Annotated in this window: 21 protein-coding genes and 1 pseudogene; 11 read left to right on the top strand and 11 right to left on the bottom strand. The window is 70.3% G+C overall.

Going from position 1 to position 19,521, the window contains the following annotated elements; all coding sequences use genetic code 11:
- Positions 1-178 precede the first annotated feature (178 nt).
- From CRP55_RS10490 to hutH, 6 genes are read left to right on the top strand one after another with little or no spacing between them, the layout of a single operon-like run.
- Positions 179-1,003, top strand: coding sequence for a MurR/RpiR family transcriptional regulator (locus tag CRP55_RS10490; protein ID WP_097319889.1), 825 nt, complete (start codon positions 179-181; stop codon positions 1,001-1,003).
- A gap of 12 nt (positions 1,004-1,015) precedes the next feature.
- On the top strand, positions 1,016-2,656 hold the full coding sequence (hutU, locus tag CRP55_RS10485; protein ID WP_097319530.1) for a urocanate hydratase: 1,641 nt from the start codon (positions 1,016-1,018) through the stop codon (positions 2,654-2,656).
- On the top strand, positions 2,653-3,825 hold the full coding sequence (locus tag CRP55_RS10480) for an allantoate amidohydrolase (RefSeq protein WP_097319528.1): 1,173 nt from the start codon (positions 2,653-2,655) through the stop codon (positions 3,823-3,825). Before hutU ends, CRP55_RS10480 begins: the two co-directional genes overlap by 4 nt.
- Positions 3,822-5,234, top strand: a complete 1,413-nt coding sequence (locus CRP55_RS10475; RefSeq protein ID WP_097319525.1) for a formimidoylglutamate deiminase — start codon at positions 3,822-3,824, stop codon at positions 5,232-5,234. The genes CRP55_RS10480 and CRP55_RS10475 overlap by 4 nt, the downstream gene beginning before the upstream one ends.
- Positions 5,231-6,382: an imidazolonepropionase gene (gene hutI / locus CRP55_RS10470; protein WP_097319522.1), complete on the top strand. Its 1,152-nt coding sequence runs from the start codon at positions 5,231-5,233 to the stop codon at positions 6,380-6,382. Before CRP55_RS10475 ends, hutI begins: the two co-directional genes overlap by 4 nt.
- Positions 6,379-7,914 carry a histidine ammonia-lyase gene (gene hutH / locus CRP55_RS10465; RefSeq protein ID WP_097319521.1) on the top strand — a complete coding sequence of 512 codons (1,536 nt, stop codon included), beginning with the start codon at positions 6,379-6,381 and terminating at the stop codon, positions 7,912-7,914. The genes hutI and hutH overlap by 4 nt, the downstream gene beginning before the upstream one ends.
- Positions 7,915-8,017: 103 nt before the next feature.
- On the opposite strand, the gene CRP55_RS10460 is transcribed toward hutH, so the two are convergent.
- The 5 genes from CRP55_RS10460 to CRP55_RS10440 form a co-directional block, all read right to left on the bottom strand.
- Complete coding sequence (locus CRP55_RS10460) at positions 8,018-8,440, bottom strand: hypothetical protein (protein WP_143234531.1); 423 nt, start codon at positions 8,438-8,440, stop codon at positions 8,018-8,020.
- A 119-nt stretch (positions 8,441-8,559) separates the two neighbouring features.
- Positions 8,560-9,174: an RdgB/HAM1 family non-canonical purine NTP pyrophosphatase gene (rdgB, locus tag CRP55_RS10455; protein WP_097319515.1), complete on the bottom strand. Its 615-nt coding sequence runs from the start codon at positions 9,172-9,174 to the stop codon at positions 8,560-8,562.
- Positions 9,171-9,899: a ribonuclease PH gene (gene rph / locus CRP55_RS10450; protein WP_097319512.1), complete on the bottom strand. Its 729-nt coding sequence runs from the start codon at positions 9,897-9,899 to the stop codon at positions 9,171-9,173. Before rph ends, rdgB begins: the two co-directional genes overlap by 4 nt.
- Positions 9,900-9,960: 61 nt before the next feature.
- Positions 9,961-11,166 (bottom strand): glycosyltransferase, encoded by a 1,206-nt coding sequence (locus tag CRP55_RS10445; protein WP_097319510.1) that lies wholly within the window; start codon positions 11,164-11,166, stop codon positions 9,961-9,963.
- Between the two features lie 46 nt (positions 11,167-11,212).
- Positions 11,213-11,959: an MBL fold metallo-hydrolase gene (locus tag CRP55_RS10440; protein WP_097319507.1), complete on the bottom strand. Its 747-nt coding sequence runs from the start codon at positions 11,957-11,959 to the stop codon at positions 11,213-11,215.
- Positions 11,960-12,222: 263 nt separating this feature from the next.
- On the opposite strand from CRP55_RS10440, the gene CRP55_RS10435 reads away from it, so the two are divergent.
- Entirely contained in the window at positions 12,223-12,633 is a 411-nt protein-coding gene (locus CRP55_RS10435; RefSeq protein WP_097319506.1) for a hypothetical protein, read from the top strand.
- Here CRP55_RS10435 and CRP55_RS10430 read toward each other — a convergent pair.
- The 5 genes and pseudogenes from CRP55_RS10430 to clpS all read right to left on the bottom strand — a co-directional run bounded on the left by CRP55_RS10430 (position 12,630) and on the right by clpS (position 15,323).
- Positions 12,630-13,595 (bottom strand): PLP-dependent cysteine synthase family protein, encoded by a 966-nt coding sequence (locus CRP55_RS10430; RefSeq protein ID WP_097319503.1) that lies wholly within the window; start codon positions 13,593-13,595, stop codon positions 12,630-12,632. The two genes, CRP55_RS10435 and CRP55_RS10430, sit on opposite strands and share 4 nt — an antisense overlap.
- Before the next feature lie 5 nt (positions 13,596-13,600).
- A complete protein-coding gene (locus tag CRP55_RS10425) occupies positions 13,601-13,915 on the bottom strand; it encodes a MoaD family protein (RefSeq protein ID WP_097319502.1) in 315 nt (104 codons plus the stop codon).
- Positions 13,916-13,974: 59 nt separating this feature from the next.
- A pseudogene (locus CRP55_RS10420) lies at positions 13,975-14,465 on the bottom strand (M67 family metallopeptidase).
- Positions 14,466-14,512: 47 nt separating this feature from the next.
- The gene (locus tag CRP55_RS10415) at positions 14,513-15,013 is read right to left on the bottom strand and encodes a DUF2017 domain-containing protein (protein ID WP_097319500.1); all 501 of its coding nucleotides are present in this window, start codon (positions 15,011-15,013) and stop codon (positions 14,513-14,515) included.
- A 19-nt stretch (positions 15,014-15,032) separates the two neighbouring features.
- On the bottom strand, positions 15,033-15,323 hold the full coding sequence (clpS, locus tag CRP55_RS10410) for an ATP-dependent Clp protease adapter ClpS (protein WP_097319498.1): 291 nt from the start codon (positions 15,321-15,323) through the stop codon (positions 15,033-15,035).
- Positions 15,324-15,428: 105 nt separating this feature from the next.
- Between clpS and CRP55_RS10405 the strand changes: the two genes are divergently transcribed.
- From CRP55_RS10405 to CRP55_RS10390, 4 genes are all read left to right on the top strand, one after another.
- Positions 15,429-16,715, top strand: coding sequence for a nicotinate phosphoribosyltransferase (locus tag CRP55_RS10405; RefSeq protein ID WP_097319495.1), 1,287 nt, complete (start codon positions 15,429-15,431; stop codon positions 16,713-16,715).
- Positions 16,712-17,290 (top strand): nicotinamidase, encoded by a 579-nt coding sequence (locus CRP55_RS10400; RefSeq protein ID WP_097319494.1) that lies wholly within the window; start codon positions 16,712-16,714, stop codon positions 17,288-17,290. The genes CRP55_RS10405 and CRP55_RS10400 overlap by 4 nt, the downstream gene beginning before the upstream one ends.
- A gap of 60 nt (positions 17,291-17,350) precedes the next feature.
- On the top strand, positions 17,351-18,583 hold the full coding sequence (locus tag CRP55_RS10395; protein ID WP_097319492.1) for an MFS transporter: 1,233 nt from the start codon (positions 17,351-17,353) through the stop codon (positions 18,581-18,583).
- Positions 18,584-18,676: 93 nt separating this feature from the next.
- Positions 18,677-18,997 (top strand): DMT family transporter, encoded by a 321-nt coding sequence (locus CRP55_RS10390; RefSeq protein ID WP_097319491.1) that lies wholly within the window; start codon positions 18,677-18,679, stop codon positions 18,995-18,997.
- Positions 18,998-19,248: 251 nt separating this feature from the next.
- Here the strand turns inward: CRP55_RS10390 and CRP55_RS53880 are convergent.
- A partial coding sequence (locus CRP55_RS53880) for a hypothetical protein (protein ID WP_218854284.1) occupies positions 19,249-19,521 on the bottom strand: 273 nt, incomplete at its 5' end.

Genomic DNA, 19,521 nt, shown 5'->3' with positions numbered 1-19,521 from the left:
CTCGAATCCGGTGACGAAGATAGCCGCCGGCTAGCTCGTCACCCGCTGCCGCCCCGGCGACTGTCGGCCGGATGTTGCTCACGAGTGCATTGGTTTCGCTGAGAACCCACAGCGGGGCAGCCGCCGTATCACTGGACGAGCCCTGGCTTCTGAAAGTTTTTATGCATAGTCTGCAGTGGTGAATGGCGGAGTGCTTGACCTGTTCGCTGGGGCTCGGCTCACTCCCACGCAGCGGCGGATTGCGCACTGCCTGGTGGAGCGGGCCGGGACGGCGGCTGCTCTGTCGTCGGCTGAGGTGGCTGAGCTGGCGGGGGTCAGTCAGCCGTCGGTGACGCGGTTTGCCATCGCGCTCGGGTATCCCGGATATCCCGCCCTGCGGCGGGCTCTGCGGGACGTCGGTGGTGGGCCCGCCGATGACGGCGGTGAGGACAACGCCATGCAGGTGGCGATCAAGGCTGAAGCCGAGCATCTGCAACGGTTGAAAGAGCAGTTGGGCAGTCTTGACGCCGTACAGAAAGCGGCGAATTTGCTCGTTGCCAGTCGGCCTCTGCCGGTTCTGGGGCTCAGGGCAGCCGCTCCTCTGGCGGGATATTTCGGGTATTTCGCTAGCAAGGTGCATCCGGATGTGCGGGTGTGGGACACGGGTGGGACGTCGCTGCTCGACCGGCTCGATCAGGCCCGGGTGGCGGGTGCCGGTGCCATGCTGGCCTTGGTGTTGCCGCGCTATCCGCGGGAGTCGCTCGAGGTGGTCAAAGAGGCCAGGGCCATGGGGTACGCGGTGGTCGCGATCACCGATTCGGCGGTGAGCCCGGTCGCCGAGGACGCCGCGGTCGTGCTTCCGGCCGCGGTGGGCACGCGGCTCGTGTTCGACCTGCACACCGGGCCGATGGCCATGGCCATGGTGCTTCTGCAGGCGATGTGTGACGCGGACCCGGAGCCGGTTCAGCGCCGGCTCGAGGAGTTCGAGGCGGCCGCGGCTCGGCGGCAACTTTTTCAGGGGTAGAGGGGAAGACCAATGACGGAGATCCGGGCGCCGCGCGGTACGGCGTACACCGCGAAGGGCTGGCCGCAAGAAGCCGCCAAGCGGATGTTGATGAACAACCTCGACCCCGACGTGGCCGAAAGGCCTGAAGATCTTGTGGTGTACGGCGGTACCGGCCGCGCCGCGCGGAACTGGCCCTCCTTCCACGCGATCGTGCGCGAGCTCGACGAGCTGAAGGACGACGAGACCCTGCTCGTGCAGTCGGGCAAGCCGGTCGGCGTCTTCCGCACCCACGAGTGGGCGCCGCGCGTGCTCATCGCCAACTCGAACCTGGTCGGCGACTGGGCGACCTGGCCCGAGTTCCGCCGCCTGGAAAAGCTCGGCCTCACCATGTACGGGCAGATGACCGCCGGCTCGTGGATCTACATCGGGACGCAGGGCATCCTGCAGGGCACGTACGAGACGTTCGCCGCGGTCGCGGCCAAGCGCTTCAAGGGCACCCTGGCCGGCACGCTCACCCTGACCGCCGGCTGCGGGGGCATGGGTGGCGCGCAGCCGCTCGCCGTGACCATGAACGGCGGCGTCTGCCTGATCGTCGATGTTGATCGGTCAAGGCTGGAGCGCCGGGTCCAGACGCGTTACCTCGACGAGATCGCCGACAACCTCGAGGATGCGGTAAATCGGGCTATAAACGCTAAGTCCGAAAAGCGAGCGGTCAGCATCGGCGTAGTCGGCAACGCCGCCGTCATCTTCCCCGAGCTGCTGGTCAAGGGCGTCGAGATCGACATCGTCACCGACCAGACAAGCGCTCACGACCCTCTCTCCTATCTGCCGGTGGGGGTCGAGCTCGCGGACGCCGCGACATTTGCCGCGGACAAACCGGACGAGTTCACGGATCGGGCCCGCGCCAGCATGGCCCGCCACGTGGCCGCCATGGTCGGCTTCCAGGACGCCGGGGCCGAGGTCTTCGACTACGGCAACTCGATCCGCGGCGAAGCCAAACTGGGCGGCTACGAGCGCGCCTTCGACTTCCCCGGCTTCGTCCCCGCGTACATCCGCCCGCTCTTCGCCGAAGGCAAGGGCCCGTTCCGCTGGGCTGCCCTCTCCGGCGACCCGGCCGACATCCACAAGACCGACAAGGCGATCCTCGACCTCTTCCCCGAGAACGAGGCCCTGGCCCGCTGGATCCGGATGGCCGGCGAGCGAGTGGCCTTCCAGGGCCTGCCCGCCCGCATCTGCTGGCTCGGCTACGGCGAGCGCGACGTGGCCGGCGCCCGCTTCAACGACATGGTCGCCCGCGGCGACATCAGCGCCCCGATCGTCATCGGCCGTGATCATCTCGACTCCGGGTCGGTCGCGTCGCCGTACCGGGAAACCGAATCGATGCTCGACGGCTCGGACGCCATCGCCGACTGGCCGCTGCTCAACGCCCTGGTCAACACGGCCAGCGGCGCCAGCTGGGTGTCGATCCACCACGGCGGCGGCGTCGGCATCGGCCGCTCGATCCACGCCGGGCAGGTGTGCGTGGCCGACGGCACTGCGCTGGCCGGGCAGAAGATCGAGCGGGTGCTGACCAACGACCCCGGCATGGGCGTCATCCGGCACGTCGACGCCGGCTACGACTCGGACGCCGCCGGCGGCGTCCACATCCCGATGCGACAGGACGACAAGTGAGCGCGACTTTCGCGGAGCTCTGGGCCGAGATCGCCCCGATCGGCCGGGTGGCCAACGGCTACGAGCGTTACGCCCTCCAGGAGCCGGAGCTGGTCCTGCGGGACTGGTTCCGCAACCAGGCGGCCCGGCGCGACATGCCGGTCACCGACGACGGCAACGGCAACCTGTTCGCCTGGTGGGGCGGGCAGTGGGGCCACGACGCCGTACTGACCGGATCGCACTTCGACTCGGTGCCGCACGGCGGCGGCTACGACGGCCCGCTCGGCATCGTCAGCGGCTTCCTGGCCGTCGACGAGCTGCGCCGCCGCGGCCACGTGCCGCGCCGGCCGATCGCCGTGGTCGCCTTCGTCGACGAGGAGGGCGGCCGTTTCGGCCTGCCCTGCCTCGGGTCGCGCCTGCTCACCGGCGCGATCGAGCCGGAGACGGCGGCCGCGCTGACCGACCGTGAGGGCGTCACGTTCGGCGAGGCCCTCGGCACCACCCCGGCCGGCCGGCTGCCCGGGCTGACCAGCCGGATCGGCGCGCTGATCGAGTTGCACATCGAGCAGGGCCGGGCCCTGGAGGTGCCGGTCGGCGTCGCGAGCGCGATCTGGCCGCACGGCCGCTGGCGCTTCGACTTCACCGGCCACGGCGACCACGCGGGCACGACCCGGATGGCCGACCGGCGCGACCCGATGCTGACCTTCGCCTACACGGTGCTGGCGGCCAACAAGGAGGCCCGGCTGGCCGGCGCGCACGCGACGGTGGCCCGGGTCGAGGTGGAGCCGAACGCCACCAACGCCATCCCGTCGCTCGTGCGCGGCTGGCTGGACGCGCGGGCGGCCGAGACGAACACGCTGGACGGCCTGGTCGAGGCCGTGATCAAGCGAGCCTACGACCGGGCGGCCCGCGACGGCGTCGAGGTGTCGGTGACGAACGAGTCGTTCAGCCAGGAGGTGTCCTTCGAGACGTCGCTGGCCGCGCGCATCTCCGAGCTGCTGGGCCACGCGCCGATCCTGCCGACGGGCGCCGGCCACGACGCGGGTGTGCTGTCGGCGCACGTGCCGACGGCGATGCTCTTCGTGCGCAACCCGACCGGCGTCTCGCACTCGCCGGCCGAGCACGCCGAGGAGGCGGACTGCGTCGAGGGGATCCAGGCTCTGGCCCGGGTCCTGCTGGATCTGACATGACGGTCTATTTCGCGTCGTACGCCTGGCTGGGCGACCGCCTGGCGCGAGATGTCCACATCGAAGTCGTGGACGGCCGTTTCGCGTCTTTGGACTCGGACAAAAAGCCCGACGTCGTCCTGCCTGGACTCGTGCTGCCGGGATTCGCCAACGCTCACTCGCACGCTTTTCATAGAGCATTGCGAGGTCGTACGCATGGTGACGGCGGCAGCTTCTGGACCTGGCGCGACAAGATGTACGAGGTCGCGGCGCGCCTGGACCCCTCCTCCTACCTGGAGCTGGCCCGCGCGGTCTACGCCGAGATGGCGCTGGCCGGCATCACGGCCGTGGGAGAGTTCCACTATCTGCACCATGCTCCCGACGGTGTCCGGTATGCCGACCCGAACGCCATGGGCCACGCGCTCATCGCCGCCGCGGCCGAGGCCGGCATCCGGATCACGCTGCTGGACACGCTCTACCTGACGGCCGGCGTCGACGGCGCGCCCCTGACCGGAGTGCAGCGCCGCTTCGGCGACACCGACTTCGACGGCTGGGCTTCGCGGGTGGCCGGGCTGGCTGCGGCCCCGCACGCTCGGATCGGAGCGGCAGTTCATTCCGTACGGGCGGTGCCGGCCCCCGCGATGAGCGAGATGGCCACGTGGGCGAGCAGTTCGGCCGCGCACGCCGCTGTGGACGCGGCACGGCGGCCGGTCCACGTTCACCTGTCGGAGCAGCCCGCGGAGAACGAGCAATGCCGGGCGGTCCACGGGTGCACGCCGACCGAGCTGCTGGATCGGCACGGGCTGCTCGGCCCGAACGTCACCGCGGTGCACGCCACCCACCTCACCGGCCGCGACGTGAAGGCGCTGGGCGGCAGCGGCACCGGGGTGTGCATGTGCCCGACCACCGAGCGCGACCTGGCCGACGGCATCGGACCGGCCGGCGAGCTGGCCGCCCACGGCTCCCCACTGAGCCTCGGCAGCGACGGCCACGCCGTGATCGACATGTTCGAGGAGATCCGCGGCCTGGAGATGAACGAGCGCGTGTCCCGTCTCCAGCGCGGCCGTTTCTCCCCGGCCGAGCTGATGACCGCGGCCACCGCTCACACCTCGCTGGGCTGGACCGACGCCGGCAGCATCGCCGTCGGCCAGCGCGCCGACCTCGTCTGCGTCCGCCTCGACAGCGTCCGCACCGCGGGCACCGACCCGGCCCAGGCGCTGCTGGCCGCCACCGCCGCCGACATCACCCACGTGATAGCCGACGGCCGCCTGATCGTCGCCGACGGCCGCCACGTCACCATCGACGTCCCGACCGCCCTGTCCACGGCCATCTCCGCCGTCCTGGCTCACACCCCCTGCACCGCGCGGCCTTCCCCCACCCTGTCCCCGCCCGCCGCGTCTTCCTCCGCCGCGATCGAGGGGGCCGACTCATGAGCCTGCTGATCGACAACATCGGGGAGCTCGTCACCAACGACGACGGGGACGGGCTGCTCGGGCTTCGGCGCGACGTCGCTCTCGTCGCCGACGGGGATCGCGTCGCCTGGATCGGGCCGCGCCGACACGCCCCGGCCGCCGACGCGCGGATCGATGCGGGTGGCGCGGCCGTTCTACCGGGCTTTGTGGACAGTCACGCGCATCTGGTCTTCGCCGGTGACCGGGCCGAGGAGTTCGGCGCCCGGATGGCCGGTGAGCCTTATACCGGCGGCGGCATCCGCACGACCATGGCCGCGACCCGGGCCGCCGCCGACGACGAGCTTCTCGGCAACGCGGCGCGGCTGGTCGCCGAGATGCGGCGGCAGGGCACCACGACCGTCGAGATCAAGAGCGGCTACGGGTTGAACGTGGCCGACGAAGCCCGTTCGCTGCGCCTCGCCCGGGAACTGACCAGCGAGACCACTTTCCTGGGCGCACACGTCGTTCCGGCCGGGCACGACCCGGACGACTACGTCGCACTGGTCACCGGCGAGATGCTGGACGCCTGTGCCCCGTACAGCAAATGGGTCGATGTCTTCTGTGACCGCGGCGCCTTCGACGGTGACCAGGCGCGGGAGATCCTCACCGCCGGCATCAAGCGGGGGCTGCTGCCCCGCCTGCACGCGAACCAGCTGACCGAAGGGCCGGGCGTGCAACTTGCCGTCGAGGTGGGCGCCGCGAGCGCCGACCACTGCACGCACCTGAGCGACGCCGACGTGGCCGCCCTCGCCGGGTCGCAGACCGTCGCCACGCTGCTGCCCGGCGCCGAGTTCTCGACCCGGTCGCCCTATCCCGACGCTCGGCGGCTGATCGACGCGGGTGTCCGGGTCGCCCTGGCCACCGACTGCAACCCCGGATCGTCGTACACCACCTCAATGCCTTTCTGCATCGCCCTGGCCGTCCGCGACATGCGGATGACCCCGGCCGAGGCGGTGCACGCGGCGACCGCCGGTGGTGCGCTCGCCCTGCGCCGCGACGACGTCGGCCGGCTGCGACCCGGCGCCAAGGCCGACCTGACGGTGCTCGACGCGCCGTCCCACCTGCACCTGGCCTACCGGCCCGGCGTACCCCTGATCAGAACCGTTCTGCACAACGGAGTGGCGCAATGACCGTCATCGTTCAACCTACTGGGGTCACCCCCGCCGACGTCATCGCCGTGGCCCGCCACGACGCCCGCGTCGAGATCGCCGCCGAGACCGTCGCCGCGATGGAGGCGAGCCGCGCGATCGTCGACCGGATCGAGGCGTCCGGCAAGCCCGTCTACGGCGTGTCGACCGGTTTCGGCGCGCTCGCCAACACCCGCATCGAGCCGTCCCGCCGGGCCGAGCTCCAGCACGCGCTGATCCGCTCGCACGCGGCCGGTGTCGGCGCGCCGATGGCCCGCGAAGTCGTACGGGCAATGATGTTGCTTCGCTTGCGGTCTTTGGCTTTGGGGCGTTCGGGTGTACGGCCGGTGCTCGCACAGGGCCTGGCCGACCTGCTCAACCACGACATCACCCCCTGGGTGCCGGAGCACGGCTCGCTGGGCGCCTCGGGCGACCTGGCCCCGCTGGCCCACTGCGCGATCGTGCTGCTCGGCGAGGGCTGGGTGATCGGCAAGGACGGCGCCCGCCACTCCGCGGCCGAGGCGCTGCACGCGGCCGGGCTGAAGCCGCTGGAGCTGGCCGCCAAGGAGGGCCTGGCCCTGATCAACGGCACCGACGGCATGCTCGGCATGCTGCTGCTGGCCATCGACGACGCGGCCCACCTGTTCACCATGGCCGACGTGACGGCGGCCCTGGCCATCGAGGCGATGCTCGGCTCGGAACGCCCGTTCCTGCCCGAACTGCACGAGATCCGCCCTCATCCGGGTCAGACGGCCTCGGCCGCGAACATTCTCAAGCTGCTCCAGAACTCCCCGATCATGGACTCACACCGCGACGACCTCGCGCACGCGGTCCAGGACGCCTACTCGATGCGCTGCGCCCCCCAGGTGGCGGGCGCGGCCCGGGACACCCTCGATTTCGTACGCCAGGTGGCCGCCCGCGAGCTGGTCTCGGTCGTCGACAACCCGGTGGTCCTGCCCGACGGCCGGGTCGAGTCGACCGGCAACTTCCACGGCGCCCCGCTCGGCTTCGCCGCCGACTTCCTGGCCATCGCCGCCGCCGAGGTGGGAGCGATCGCCGAACGCCGCGTGGACCGCCTGCTGGACGTGACCCGCAACCGCGACCTGCCCCCGTTCCTGTCGCCGGACGCCGGCGTCAACTCGGGCCTGATGATCGCCCAGTACACGGCGGCCGGCATCGTCGCGGAGAACCGCCGCCTGGCCGCACCCGCCTCGGTGGACTCCCTCCCGACGAGCGGCATGCAGGAGGATCATGTCTCGATGGGCTGGGCCGCAACCAAGAAGCTGCGAACAGTCCTGGACAACCTGACAAGCCTGCTGGCCGTGGAACTGCTGTCGGCCGTCCGTGGCCTCCAGCTCCGCGCCCCGCTCACCCCGTCCCCGGCCGGCACAGCCGCCGTCGCGGCCCTGGCCCCCACCGCCGGCACCCCTGGCCCCGACCTCTTCCTGGCCCCGGTCATGGAGGAGTCCCGCCGAGTCGTGGCCGACCGCGCTTTGCGCAACGAGATCGAGCAGAGCACCGGCCCGCTCCGCTGAGGCTCACCCGGCATCCAGCGCCGGCCAGCACTTCACCGGCGGGCCGGCGCCGCGGAATACGTTTCACGGTGGCGTTCAATGGCCTGGGTGGCCTCCGAAGGTCTCATCGCCGCAGGTTCCACTCGGCGTAGGGCGTGTCGCCGCCGATCGGGAGCGCGATGTGCAGCCGGGTCAACTCGGCGTCCTCGGGGACAGGGAAACCTGCTGTCAGGTCGACCTCCCAGCCCGGTTCCAGCTGAGGTGGTTCCGCGGTCATGTCGACCATCTCCGAGCGCATGTGGTCGCCCTGGTGGCTTTGGCCGACCTCGACGCGGACGCCAGTGTCGCCGGTCAGGGCCACCCGCTGATCTCGGCTGACCGGGCCGGGCACGGCCACCTGCTTGTACATGCCGTGCGGGCCCGGGCTGCGGGTCATCACCATGTGCGGCGCCACCAGCCGGTCAGAGGCGCCGTCCGGTGGTTTGGTCACGACCACGACACCAATCGCCAGCACCACGACGGTCGCCCCGCCGATCGCCATCCGCACGAGCGACCCCTCGGGCCCGGGCCTACCGACGGCGAAACGGTGGGGCGGATTCACGCCAAACGCCATCGACCGGCCGGCCACCTACCTGAGAAGTTCCCGGTAGGTGGCGGGTGGCTCGCCTAGGCCGGTACTTCTTTGGCGATCACCTTGGAGAGCTCGCGGAAAGCCTTGCCGCGGTGGCTGATCGCGTCTTTTTCGGCTGGGGTCAGCTCGGCGTTCGTTTTTGACTGGCCGTCGCCCAGGAAGATGGGGTCGTAGCCGAAACCGCCGTCGCCTCGGCGGGCGCGGAGGATTTTACCCTGCTGGCGGCCCTCGACCAGGTGTTCGCGGCCGTTGGGGAGGACCAGGGCGGCCGCGCACACGAAGGCGCCGCCGCGCTGCTCGTCGGTCACGTCGCCGATCTGGGCCAGCAGCAGGTCGAGGTTGGCGTCGTCGTTGCCGTGGGTGCCGGACCAGCGGGCGCTGAAGACGCCGGGCATGCCGTTGAGCGCGTCGACCGCGATGCCCGAGTCATCGGCCACCGTGGGCAGGCCGGTGCGCTTGGCGCCCTCGCGGGCCTTGATCAGCGCGTTCTCGCCGAACGTCAGGCCCGTCTCGGGGACGTCGGGGTAGCCCTCGAAGTCGGCCAGGCCGACCAGCTGGATGCGGTTGGTGCCCAGCGACTGGTCGAGGATGCGCTGGAGCTCCACCAGCTTCTTCTTGTTCGCCGTGGCGAGCAGCAGCTTGGCGCTCACGAGGCGAGCGCCTTCTGCTGGGCGGCCGCCAGATCGGCGCAGCCGGCCAGGGCCAGGTCGAGCAGGGCGTCCATCTGGTCGCGGCGGAACACGCCGTTCTCCCCCGTGCCCTGCACCTCGACGAAGTCGCCGTCGCCGGTGGCGACCACGTTCATGTCGACCTCGGCCGCCACGTCTTCGAGATACATCAGGTCGAGCCGGGGCTCGCCGTCGATGATGCCGACGCTGACCGCCTGGATCGAGCGGTGCATCACGTTCTCCACCTTGCCGGCCAGGGACTTGCGGTCGGCCAGCCAGTTGACCGCGTCGTGCAGGGCCACATAGGCCCCCGTGATCGCGGCCGTGCGGGTGCCGCCGTCGGCCTGCAGGACGTCACAATCGAGGACGATCGAGTTCTCGCCCAGGGCCTTCAGATCGATGCTGGCGCGGAGGCTGCGGCCGATCAGGCGGGAGATCTCATGCGTACGCCCGCCGACCTTGCCCTTGAGGCTCTCGCGGTCGCCGCGGGTGTTCGTCGCGCGGGGCAGCATCGCGTATTCCGCGGTGACCCAGCCGAGGCCGGAGCCTTTGCGCCACCGGGGAACGCCCTCGGTGACACTGGCCGTGCAGAGCACCCGGGTGTCGCCGAACTCGACGAGCACCGACCCCTCGGGGTGGATGCTCCATTTACGGGTGAGAGTCACCGGTCGCAGCTGGTCGGCCGCTCGGCCGTCGGGTCGTGCCATGCCCAAACCTTATGCGCAGTGGGCCCGGCGCGCCTCAGCCGCCCCGGCTCCTGTGGATAACTCAGCCGAACCAGCCGGTGAAAGCTTGGTCGGGCCGGGGAACGGCCGGGCGCAGCACCGCGGCCGGGCGCTGACGGGCCGCCGGCACGCCGGCCACCGCGACCTCGGGCAGGGCCCGGTGGGCGCGCAGGAAGCCGTCCACGGCGGTCTGCCATCCGAACTGCTCGGCGCGGGCGCGGGCCGCGGCCCGCCGCTCGGCTTCGGGGCGCTCCAGCAGCGTGCGTACACCTTGGGCGAAGGCCTCGGCCGTGCCCGGAACCGCGACGCCGGCGTCGCCGACCACCTCGGGCAGCGCGCTCGACTCGTTGACCACGACCGGTGTGCCGCAGGCGAGCGCCTCGAGCGCGGCCAGCCCGAAGGTCTCGACCGGCCCCGGCGCCACCACCACGTCGGCGCTGGCGAGCAGGGCGGCCATCGTCGAGCGGTCGCTGATGTGCCCGGCGAAGCGCACCGGGAGGCGAGCCGCGCGATAGGCCAGGGCGGCCCGCCGTACGCCGTCTCCGGCCACCGCGAGCACGGCCGGCACCTTGTCGTTGCGCAGCACGGCGAGCGCGTCCACGGCCAGCTCGGGCTTTTTCACGCCGGAGAGACGGCTGCAGAACGCCACCAGCACCTCGTCCGGGCGGGCGTAGCGGGCGCGGACGGCCCCGTCGGCCCGGGACGGGTGGAAGGCGTCGAGGTCGACGCCGAGCGGCACCTCGATGAGGTTGGGCGCGCCGATGCGGCGGAACTCGGCGGCCGCGAAGGAGGTGGTGCAGACGATCTGGTCGAAGAACTCGGAGGTGCGCAGGTTGTATTTGTCGGCGAGCTGCTCACGTTTGGGCATGCCCCAGACGCCGAGCAGGCCGGCCAGGCTCTCGTGCGACACCATGATGGAGCCGACCCCGCGCTGCCGGGCCCAGCTGCCGGTCCAGCGCAGCGTGGTGCGGTCGGAGACCTCGATGCGGTCGGGCTCGAGGGAGTCGAGGAGCTTGGCCAGGTCGCGGCGGCCGGTCATGACGCGGTACCCGCCGGTGCGCGGCAGTGGCGCGCTGGGCAGCGTGATGACGCGGCCCTGGCTGGTCATCTTGTCGGAGCGCTCGCGACCGGGCACCACGAGCACGGCCTCATGGCCGGCGCGCTGATAGCCCTCGCCGAGGTTCCGAAGTGCGGTCCGCAGGCCACCCGTATGAGGGGTCACGAAGTTGGCCAGGCGAACGATGCGCATGCAACAACTCCAAGATCACGATCCGCTGGTGCTTCAGTCCCCCGGCTCAGAGATCGTAACGGGCACCGGGGCGCACGACCTCAACCGGTCCCGCAAATGCGGCCACGGCGGCATCCACAATAGATGCCTCCGAGACCCATGCGGGCACCAGATGGGTCAGCAACAGTCGCCCGACGTCCGCCTTGGTCGCCGCCTCGCCCGCCTCGCGGCCGGTGAGGTGCAGGCCGGGAGGGTTCTCGACCCCGTCGGCGTAACTCGCCTCACAAAGAAAAAGATCTGCGCCGGCGGCGAGTCGCAGCAGCGGTTCACAGGGCGCCGTGTCCGAAGAGTAGGCGAGCACACGCCCTCCGTGCTCGATCCTCACCCCGTACGTCTCGACCGGATGATTGACCCGATCGACAGTGACCGAGAACGGGCCGATGGGGAACGTCCCGGGCTGCAGACCGTAGAAGGTGTACACGTCGTCGATGGCCTCGTTCTCCTGGCTGTAGGCCGAGGAGATCCGCTCCGCCGCACCGAGCGGCGCGTAGACCGGCACCGGCGGCAGCGCGCCGGACGGGTCGTAGCGGCGCACCACGATGTACGTACAAGCGTCCAGGACGTGATCGCAATGCAGATGCGTCAGGACGATGGCGTCGATCTTGTTCATGTCCGAGTAGCGCTGAAGAGCGGACAACGAGCCCGAGCCGAAATCGACCAGAAGCCGGAAGCCCTCAGCCTCGACGAGATAGGCGGAACAAGCCGACTCGGGGCCGGGAAAACTGCCGGCACAGCCGAGAACGGTCAGTCGCATGCGGGTCCCTCTGGCTCACACTGGGTCGTACACGCCCCGCCCGACCGGTCCGTGCTGGAGTCGTCAGACCAGTCAATCACGGAGCGAAGCGTACGCCGGGACCTGCGCGCCATGTAAACGTCTGATCGATTTGTCGCTAAATCGACAACGTACATCACACCGCCCGTGACCTCGGCCATTAACGCAATTCCCGTTACGTCCGGTGAGTCGTTCGCGTTGCACGAAGTGACGACTTTGACGGACGCAACAGGCGGAGGCAACACGTGACCACGGCCGAGAGGAGCCGCCCCACGCAGACCGAGGCGGCGGAGATCATGCCGTTCGGTGGCTGGGAGATTACACCGGCTCCGACCGGATTCGGGGACAACGAAACACTCTTTCGCTTCCCGGCCCCGGACGATCCCGCGCCGGGTACCGCGCGATTGCTGATTCTGTCCCTCTACGCCGCGGCGCTCGGTCTCGCGGGCATGGGAGTCGGCGTGCGCGCATTCGTCACGGTGCTGGGCGGCGCCGATTTCTGGTACGTACCGGTGCTGACCCTTTTCGGTCTCATCAGCGTCGGACTGGCGGTGGGCTCGTTCCTGTCGATCCACCGCCCGGTCCTCCCGTGGCTGCTTCTGCTCGGCGCCACCGGGCCACTCGCGATCGACGTACTGATCGCCGCCCTGTATTAAGCCCAGAGCTGCCCTTCGAGGGCGTCTTCGGCGTCGTTCAGCGTGCCGCCGTACGCGCCGGTCGACAGGTATTTCCAGCCGCCGTCGGCGATCACGAAGGCGACGTCGGCCCGCTTGCCGTTCTTGACCGCGTCGTGGGCCACGGCCAGGGCCGCGTGCAGGATCGCGCCGCTGGAGAAGCCGGCGAAGATGCCCTCGACCTCGACGAGCTGGCGGGTGCGGAGCACGGCGTCGCGGGTGCCGACCGAGAACCGGCGGTCGAGCACCGACGCGTCGTACAGCTCCGGCACGTAGCCCTCGTCGATGTTGCGAAGGCCGTAGACCACCTCGCCGTACCGCGGCTCGGCGGCGACGATCTGGATGCCCTCGACCTTCTCCTTGAGGAAGCGGCCGGTGCCCATCAGCGTGCCCGTGGTGCCCAGGCCGGCCACGAAGTGGGTGATCGTGGGCAGGTCCTGCAGCAGCTCGGGACCGGTGGTCTCGTAGTGCGCGCGGGCGTTGGCCTGGTTGCCGTACTGGAACAGCATCTTCCAGTCCGGGTGCTCGGCCGCGATCTGCTTGGCCGTGGCCACGGCCTGGTTCGAGCCGCCCGCGGCCGGCGAGAAGATGATCTCCGCGCCGTACATGCGGAGCAGCTGGACCCGCTCGGAGGAGACGTTCTCGGGCATCACGCAGACCAGGCGGTAGCCGCGCAGCTTGGCCACCATGGCCAGCGCGATGCCGGTGTTGCCGCTGGTCGGCTCGAGGATGGTGTCGCCCGGGCGCAGATGCCCGGACTCCTCGGCCTCGCGCACCATGAAAAACGCCGGGCGGTCCTTGATGCTGCCGGTCGGGTTGTGGTCCTCGAGCTTGGCCCAAAGCCGCACCGGCGGCGCCCCCTCGGGCACCGCCGGTGACAAGCGGGGCAGGCCGACCAGCGGCGTGCCCCCTAGCGCGTCGAGGAGGCTCTCATAGCGAGCCATGACGATTAACGGCCGAGCAGGGCGGCGGCGGCCGCGAAGCCCAGGGCGCCGCCGGCCACGGCCGGCAGGATGGTGATCGAGTCACCGTCGCTGAGCTTGGCGTCGAGCGCGCCGAGGAAGCGGACGTCCTCGTCGTTGACGTAGATGTTGACGAACCGGTGCAGACCACCCTCGGCGGTGATCAGGCGGCCCTTGAGGCCGTTGTGCTTGGCGTCCAGGTCGTCGATCAGCTCGGTGAGGGTCGAGCCGGCACCCTCGACGGTCTTGGCGCCGCCGGTGTAGCTGCGCAGGATGGTCGGGACGCGAACTTCGATAGCCATGACGGTGAATGCTCCAAAAGGAAGAACGAACTGTGGGCAGGGTCTTCTGTACGAGGTCGTCAGCGACACTCGTAGAAGACCGACACCGGGCTCTGCCCGAACATGTACGACTGCACAGCGCTCGCCATCACGCGTCTACCGTCGCATCCACGATGTTGATCTCTTCCTCGGTCACCACGCCGTCCACTATGCGGAACGACCGGATCTCTTCGGAATCCGGCTCGCGGGTGGAGACCAGAAGATAATGCGCACCGGGCTCGCCGGCGAAGGAGATGTCCGTCCGTGACGGATAGGCCTCGGTCGCCGTGTGGGAGTGGTAGATGACCACCGGCTCCTCGTCGTTGTCGTCCATCTCGCGCCAGACGCGCAGCTGCTCCATGGAGTCGAACTCGTAGAACGTCATCGAGCGGGCCGCGTTGTCCATCGGGATGAGCCGGGCCGGCCGGTCGCTGCCGATCGGGCCCGCGACCACGCCACAGGCCTCGTCGGGGTGGTCCCGGCGGGCGTGGGCGACGATCGCGTCGACGATCGCGCTGTCGATGGTCAGCACGTTGTTCACATTACCGTGAGATTTCCCCACCCCGAGCGTGGCGGGGCTCACTCTATCTCGGGCAGGGCGTTCAGCAGCGACTCCTGGAGATAGCCCAGGTACGCGTAGACGCTGAGCTGGAAGACGCGGCTGGAGCCGGGATCGCGGACGACCGCCGTCTCCAGCTCTTCGCTCAGATCGGTGTCGGCCCTGATGTCGAGCCTGGTGCCCATGGCCAGCCGCGCGTCGTTGATGGCACGGAGCCAGGCCTCGGCGGCCTCACCGTCGAGGCGTACCTCCCCCTCGCCCTCGTCCGGCAGAGCCGCGAGAATCGCACCGGCCTGGTCGATCTTGCCGGTTTTCAGCTCGCCCTCGGTGTAGAGGCGGAACTCGGCCGAGTCGTCCGGGCGATCCGGATAGATGTCGGGGAACAGGCGCGAGACCACGGGATCGCCGTGATCCATGCCGTCGGTCAGCAGACCGACCACCTCACCGGCGACTTTGCGCAACACACGCACCTCGTCGATCGCGAAGGTGGCCACACACTGGCTGCCGTTGCGTCGGAACATCTGCCCTCTCCCGCGGTGTTCAGGACCGGTCGACCGTGGCCCAGAGGCCGTAACCGTGCAGCTGGTTGGCGTCCATCTCCATGCGCTCGCGCGCACCGATGCTGACCACCGCCTTGCCCTTCGTGTGCACGTCCAGCATCAGGGCCTCGGCCTTCTCCTTGCTGTAACCGAAGAGCTTTTGAAAAACCCAGGTCACGTACGACATGAGGTTGACCGGATCGTCCCAGACGATGGTCACCCACGGCCGGTCGTCTTCCGGTGCTTCTTGGATCTCCGGCGTCTCGACGGGAGCAACCTGAGGCAACGCCATGCCCCCCATGTTGCCACCGGATTTGCCGCATCGGTGAACCGGAACGCCGAACCGCAGGTCAGCGGGCAGTTCGTAAGGGGCCGTCCGGCGCAATAGGGTGGGGTTGTGAACTCCTTCGCCCCCGCGCTGCTCACCGATCAGTACGAGCTGACCATGGTCAGCGCCGCGCTCAAGGACGGCACCGCCGGCCGGCCGTGCGTCTTCGAGGTCTTCGCGCGGCGGCTGCCGGGCGGGCGGAGGTACGGCGTGGTCGCCGGCACCGGCCGCCTGGTCGAGCTGATCCGCGACTTCCGCTTCAGCGAGGCCGAGGTCGGCTTCCTGCGTGAGGCGGGCATCGTCGACGAGACCACGGCGGCCTGGCTGCGCGACTACCGCTTCAGTGGCGACATCGACGGCTACGCGGAGGGCGAGCTCTTCTTCCCCGGTTCGCCGATCATGACCGTCTCGGGCACGTTCGCCGAGTGCGTGGTCCTCGAGACGCTCATCCTCTCGGTGCTCAACCACGACTCGGCCATCGCCTCGGCGGCCGCGCGCATGGTCACGGCGGCCCGGGGCCGCCCGATCATCGAGATGGGTTCGAGGCGTACGCACGAGGACAGCGCCGTGGCCGCGGCCCGCGCGGCCTACCTGGCGGGTTTCGCCTCGACGTCCAACCTCGCGGCCGGCGCCCGCTACGGCATCCCGACCACTGGCACGTCGGCCCACGCGTTCACGCTGCTGCACGACGACGAGCCGGCCGCCTTCGCCTCACAGGTTGCCGCCCTCGGCAAGAACACGACACTGCTGGTCGACACGTACGACATCGCCCAGGGCATCCGGAACGCGATCGCGGTGGCCGGCCCCGACCTGCGGGCGGTCCGGATCGACTCGGGCGACCTGTCGGTGCTCGCGCAGCACTCGCGCGAGCTTCTCGACTCGCTGGGCGCCACCGAGACCAAGATCGTCGTTTCGGGCGACATGGACGAATACGCGATCGCCGCCCTCGCGGCCGAGCCCGTCGACATGTACGGCGCCGGCACGGCGGTGGTCACCGGTTCCGGCGCGCCGACCGCGGGCCTGGTCTACAAGCTGGTCGAGGTCGAGGGCCGCCCGGTGGTGAAGCGCTCGGAGAACAAAGCGACCGTCGGCGGCCGCAAGACGGCGGTCCGCCGGCACAAGCCCACCGGCACGGCCACCGAAGAGATCATCGTGTCCCAGGGCGTGCCCGATCACGAGCCGAACGACCGGCTTCTCCAGCGCCCGATCGTCGCCGCGGGCGAGATCGTCGAACAGCCGGCGTTGCGGGAATCCCGTGAACATCTGCGCCAGTGCCTGATCTCGATACCGTGGGAGGGTCTGAAGCTGTCGGCCGGCGACCCGGCCATTCCGGTCACCATCGTGGGGGTCCCGTGACACGCGCGCTGATCATCGTCGACGTCCAGAACGACTTCTGCGAGGGCGGCTCCCTGGCCGTCGGCGGCGGCGCCGCCGTGGCCAAGGGCATCTCGCTGGTCCTGCGCAAGGCGGGCGCCCGCTGGGACCACGTGGTCGCCACCAAGGACTGGCACATCGACCCCGGCAACCACTTCAGCGACCACCCCGACTACCACGACACCTGGCCGGCACACTGCGTGGTCGGCTCGGACGGGGCCGAGTTCCACCCGGAGCTGAGCACCGACCGCATCGAGGCGGTCTTCCACAAGGGTGAGCACAAGGCGGCGTACTCCGGCTTCGAGGGCCACACCGACGGCGGGGAGACCTTGGCGGACTGGTTGCGCTCACGGGGCGTTACGGAGGTCGAGCTGGTCGGCATCGCAACGGACCATTGCGTACGGGCTACAGCACTCGACGCCAAGGCGGAGGGTTTCGCGACGACGGTGCTGCTCGAGCTGACCGCCGGCGTGGCCGAGGGCACCACGGCGTCGGCGCTGGAAGAGATGCGGTCGGCGCAGATTGAGACGACGGGCACACCGGTCGTCTCGGCCTGATCTCCGCTGGTTTTCTGTCGTACCTCCGGGGCAGGATGTGTCCCGGAGGTCAGGATCCACATGCTGCTCAAGCCTTACCGCGAGACGCTCGCCCTGCCCGGCATCAAGTCGTTGCTGGTGGTCGCGACGCTCGCGCGCATTCCCATCGCCGCCGGCGCGGTGACGCTCACCCTGCACGTGGTGAACGACCTCGGGCGGGGTTACGGCGCCGCCGGGCTGATCGGCGCCGCCTTCACCATCGGCGGCTCGGTCGGCGCCCCGGTGATGGGCCGCCTCATCGACCGGCGGGGCCTGCGGCTGGTGCTGGTGCTGACCACGGTCGCCGAGGTGCTGTTCTGGTCGCTGGCCCAGGCCGTGCCGTTCCCGGTGCTGCTGGCCATCGCGCTGGTCGGCGGTTTCCTGGCGCTGCCGGCGTTCTCGGTGGCCCGCCAGGCCATCGCGGCGATGACACCCGAGTCGCAGCGCCTGCCGGCCTTCGCGCTCGACTCGATCACCACCGAGCTCAGCTTCATGACCGGTCCCGCCCTGGGCGTGCTGATCGCCACGAGCGCCGGCCCGCGCTGGGCCATGCTGGCCATCGGCAGCGGCATCCTGGTCTCCGGCATCGGCCTGTGGCTGCTCAACCCGCCGGTCCGGGGCGCACACGAGGCCTCCATCGAGTCGGGCGAGAGGGTCCCCCGCCGCAGCTGGCTGACCCCGCGCTTCGTCGCCATCCTGGCCATCACGTCGGCCGCCACGGTCGTCCTGGCCGGCACAGACGTCGCGGTCGTGGCCGTGCTGCGCGAAAACGGCGAACTCGGCTGGACCGGCCTGGTCATGACGTTGTGGGCGTTCTTCTCCCTGCTCGGCGGCTTCGCCTACGGCACGATCCGCCGGGGCCTGCCACCGATCGTCCTGCTGGCCCCCATGGCGCTGGCCACCGCGGCGGTCAGCCTGGGCTCGTCCCACTGGTGGCTGATCGCCCTGCTCCTGCTGCCGGCGGGCGCCCTGTGCGCCCCGCTGATCACCTCCAGCGCCGACGCGGTCAGCCGCATGACCCCCGCCGCCGCCCGGGGCGAGGCGATGGGCTTGCACAACTCGGCCCTGACGGTGGGCGTGGCCCTGGGCGGCCCGCTGGCCGGCCTGGCCGCCGACACGCTCTCCCCACCGTGGGGCTTCGTAGCCGTCGGCGGCGTGGGCATTCTGATCGCCCTCCTGGTCCTCCCGGCCGAGCTCCGTCATCGGCGCACGTCGACGGTCTCCCCCCAGCCGGATGACCTCCCCACCCCCGCGACGGCCGGCGCCACCCCTTAGCGGGTCAGTTGGGGCCGAATTGACGGCAGTGACTCGTGAAGACTTTTCTTGTACGTTCGCTCTTGTACAGACGTACAAGTCGGGAGAGTCGTCGTGCCGTATCTGTTCCTGCTGCTCGCCATCTCCTCCGAGGTCGCCGCCACGAGCATGCTCAAGACGACCGACGGCTTCACCAGGCTGTGGCCCACCCTCGCCTGCCTGTCCGGCTACGCCGTCTCATTCCTGATGCTGGCCTTGACCGTCCGCGACCTGCCGGTGGGCGTCGTCTACGCCGTCTGGTCAGCCGTCGGCACAGCCGCCATCGTCGCCATCGGCGCGGCATTCCTGGGCGAGCCTTTGACATTGCCCAAAGTAATCGGCGTGAGCCTCATCATCGCCGGCGTGGTCATCGTCAACCTGGGCGGTGCCCATTGACCTTCCCTCCCGCCAACCAACCGAGTCCCTCCGTTCCCGTTCCCGCTCCCGCTCCCGCTCCCGCTCCCGCTCCCGAAGACCCTGCCTCACCTTCCGCCGACCCAGCGGATCCCCCGGCTCTTATTGACGCCGCGCATCCCGCAGCTCCCACCAACCCAGCACAACCCTCAGCTCCTCCTCCTAACCCCGCATATCCCTCCGCTCCCACCAACCCCCTGCCTTCCTCAGCTCCCACCAGCCCCGCGACTCCCTCAGCCCTCGCCGACCCCGCGGCTACCCCAGCCCTTGCCGACAGCGGGCCTCCCCCAGCTCCCGCCGCCTCTGCCTATCCCTCGCCTGACGAGCAGCACCCGCGCGCGGCGGGCGCGGGCGCGGCAGGCGCGGGCGCGGCGGGCGCGGGCGCGGCGGGCGCGGGCGCGGCAGACACAGGCGCAGGCGCGGGCGCGGGCGCAGCAGGCGCGGGCGCAGCAGGCGCGGGCGCAGCAGGCGCGGGCGCAGCAGGCGCGGGCGCAGCAGGCGCGGGC

Source organism: Paractinoplanes atraurantiacus (assembly GCF_900215205.1).
Classification (GTDB): domain Bacteria; phylum Actinomycetota; class Actinomycetes; order Mycobacteriales; family Micromonosporaceae; genus Actinoplanes; species Actinoplanes atraurantiacus.
The sequence above is the reverse complement of the archived record's forward strand: the minus strand, read 5'-3'. Positions and strand labels throughout refer to the sequence as shown.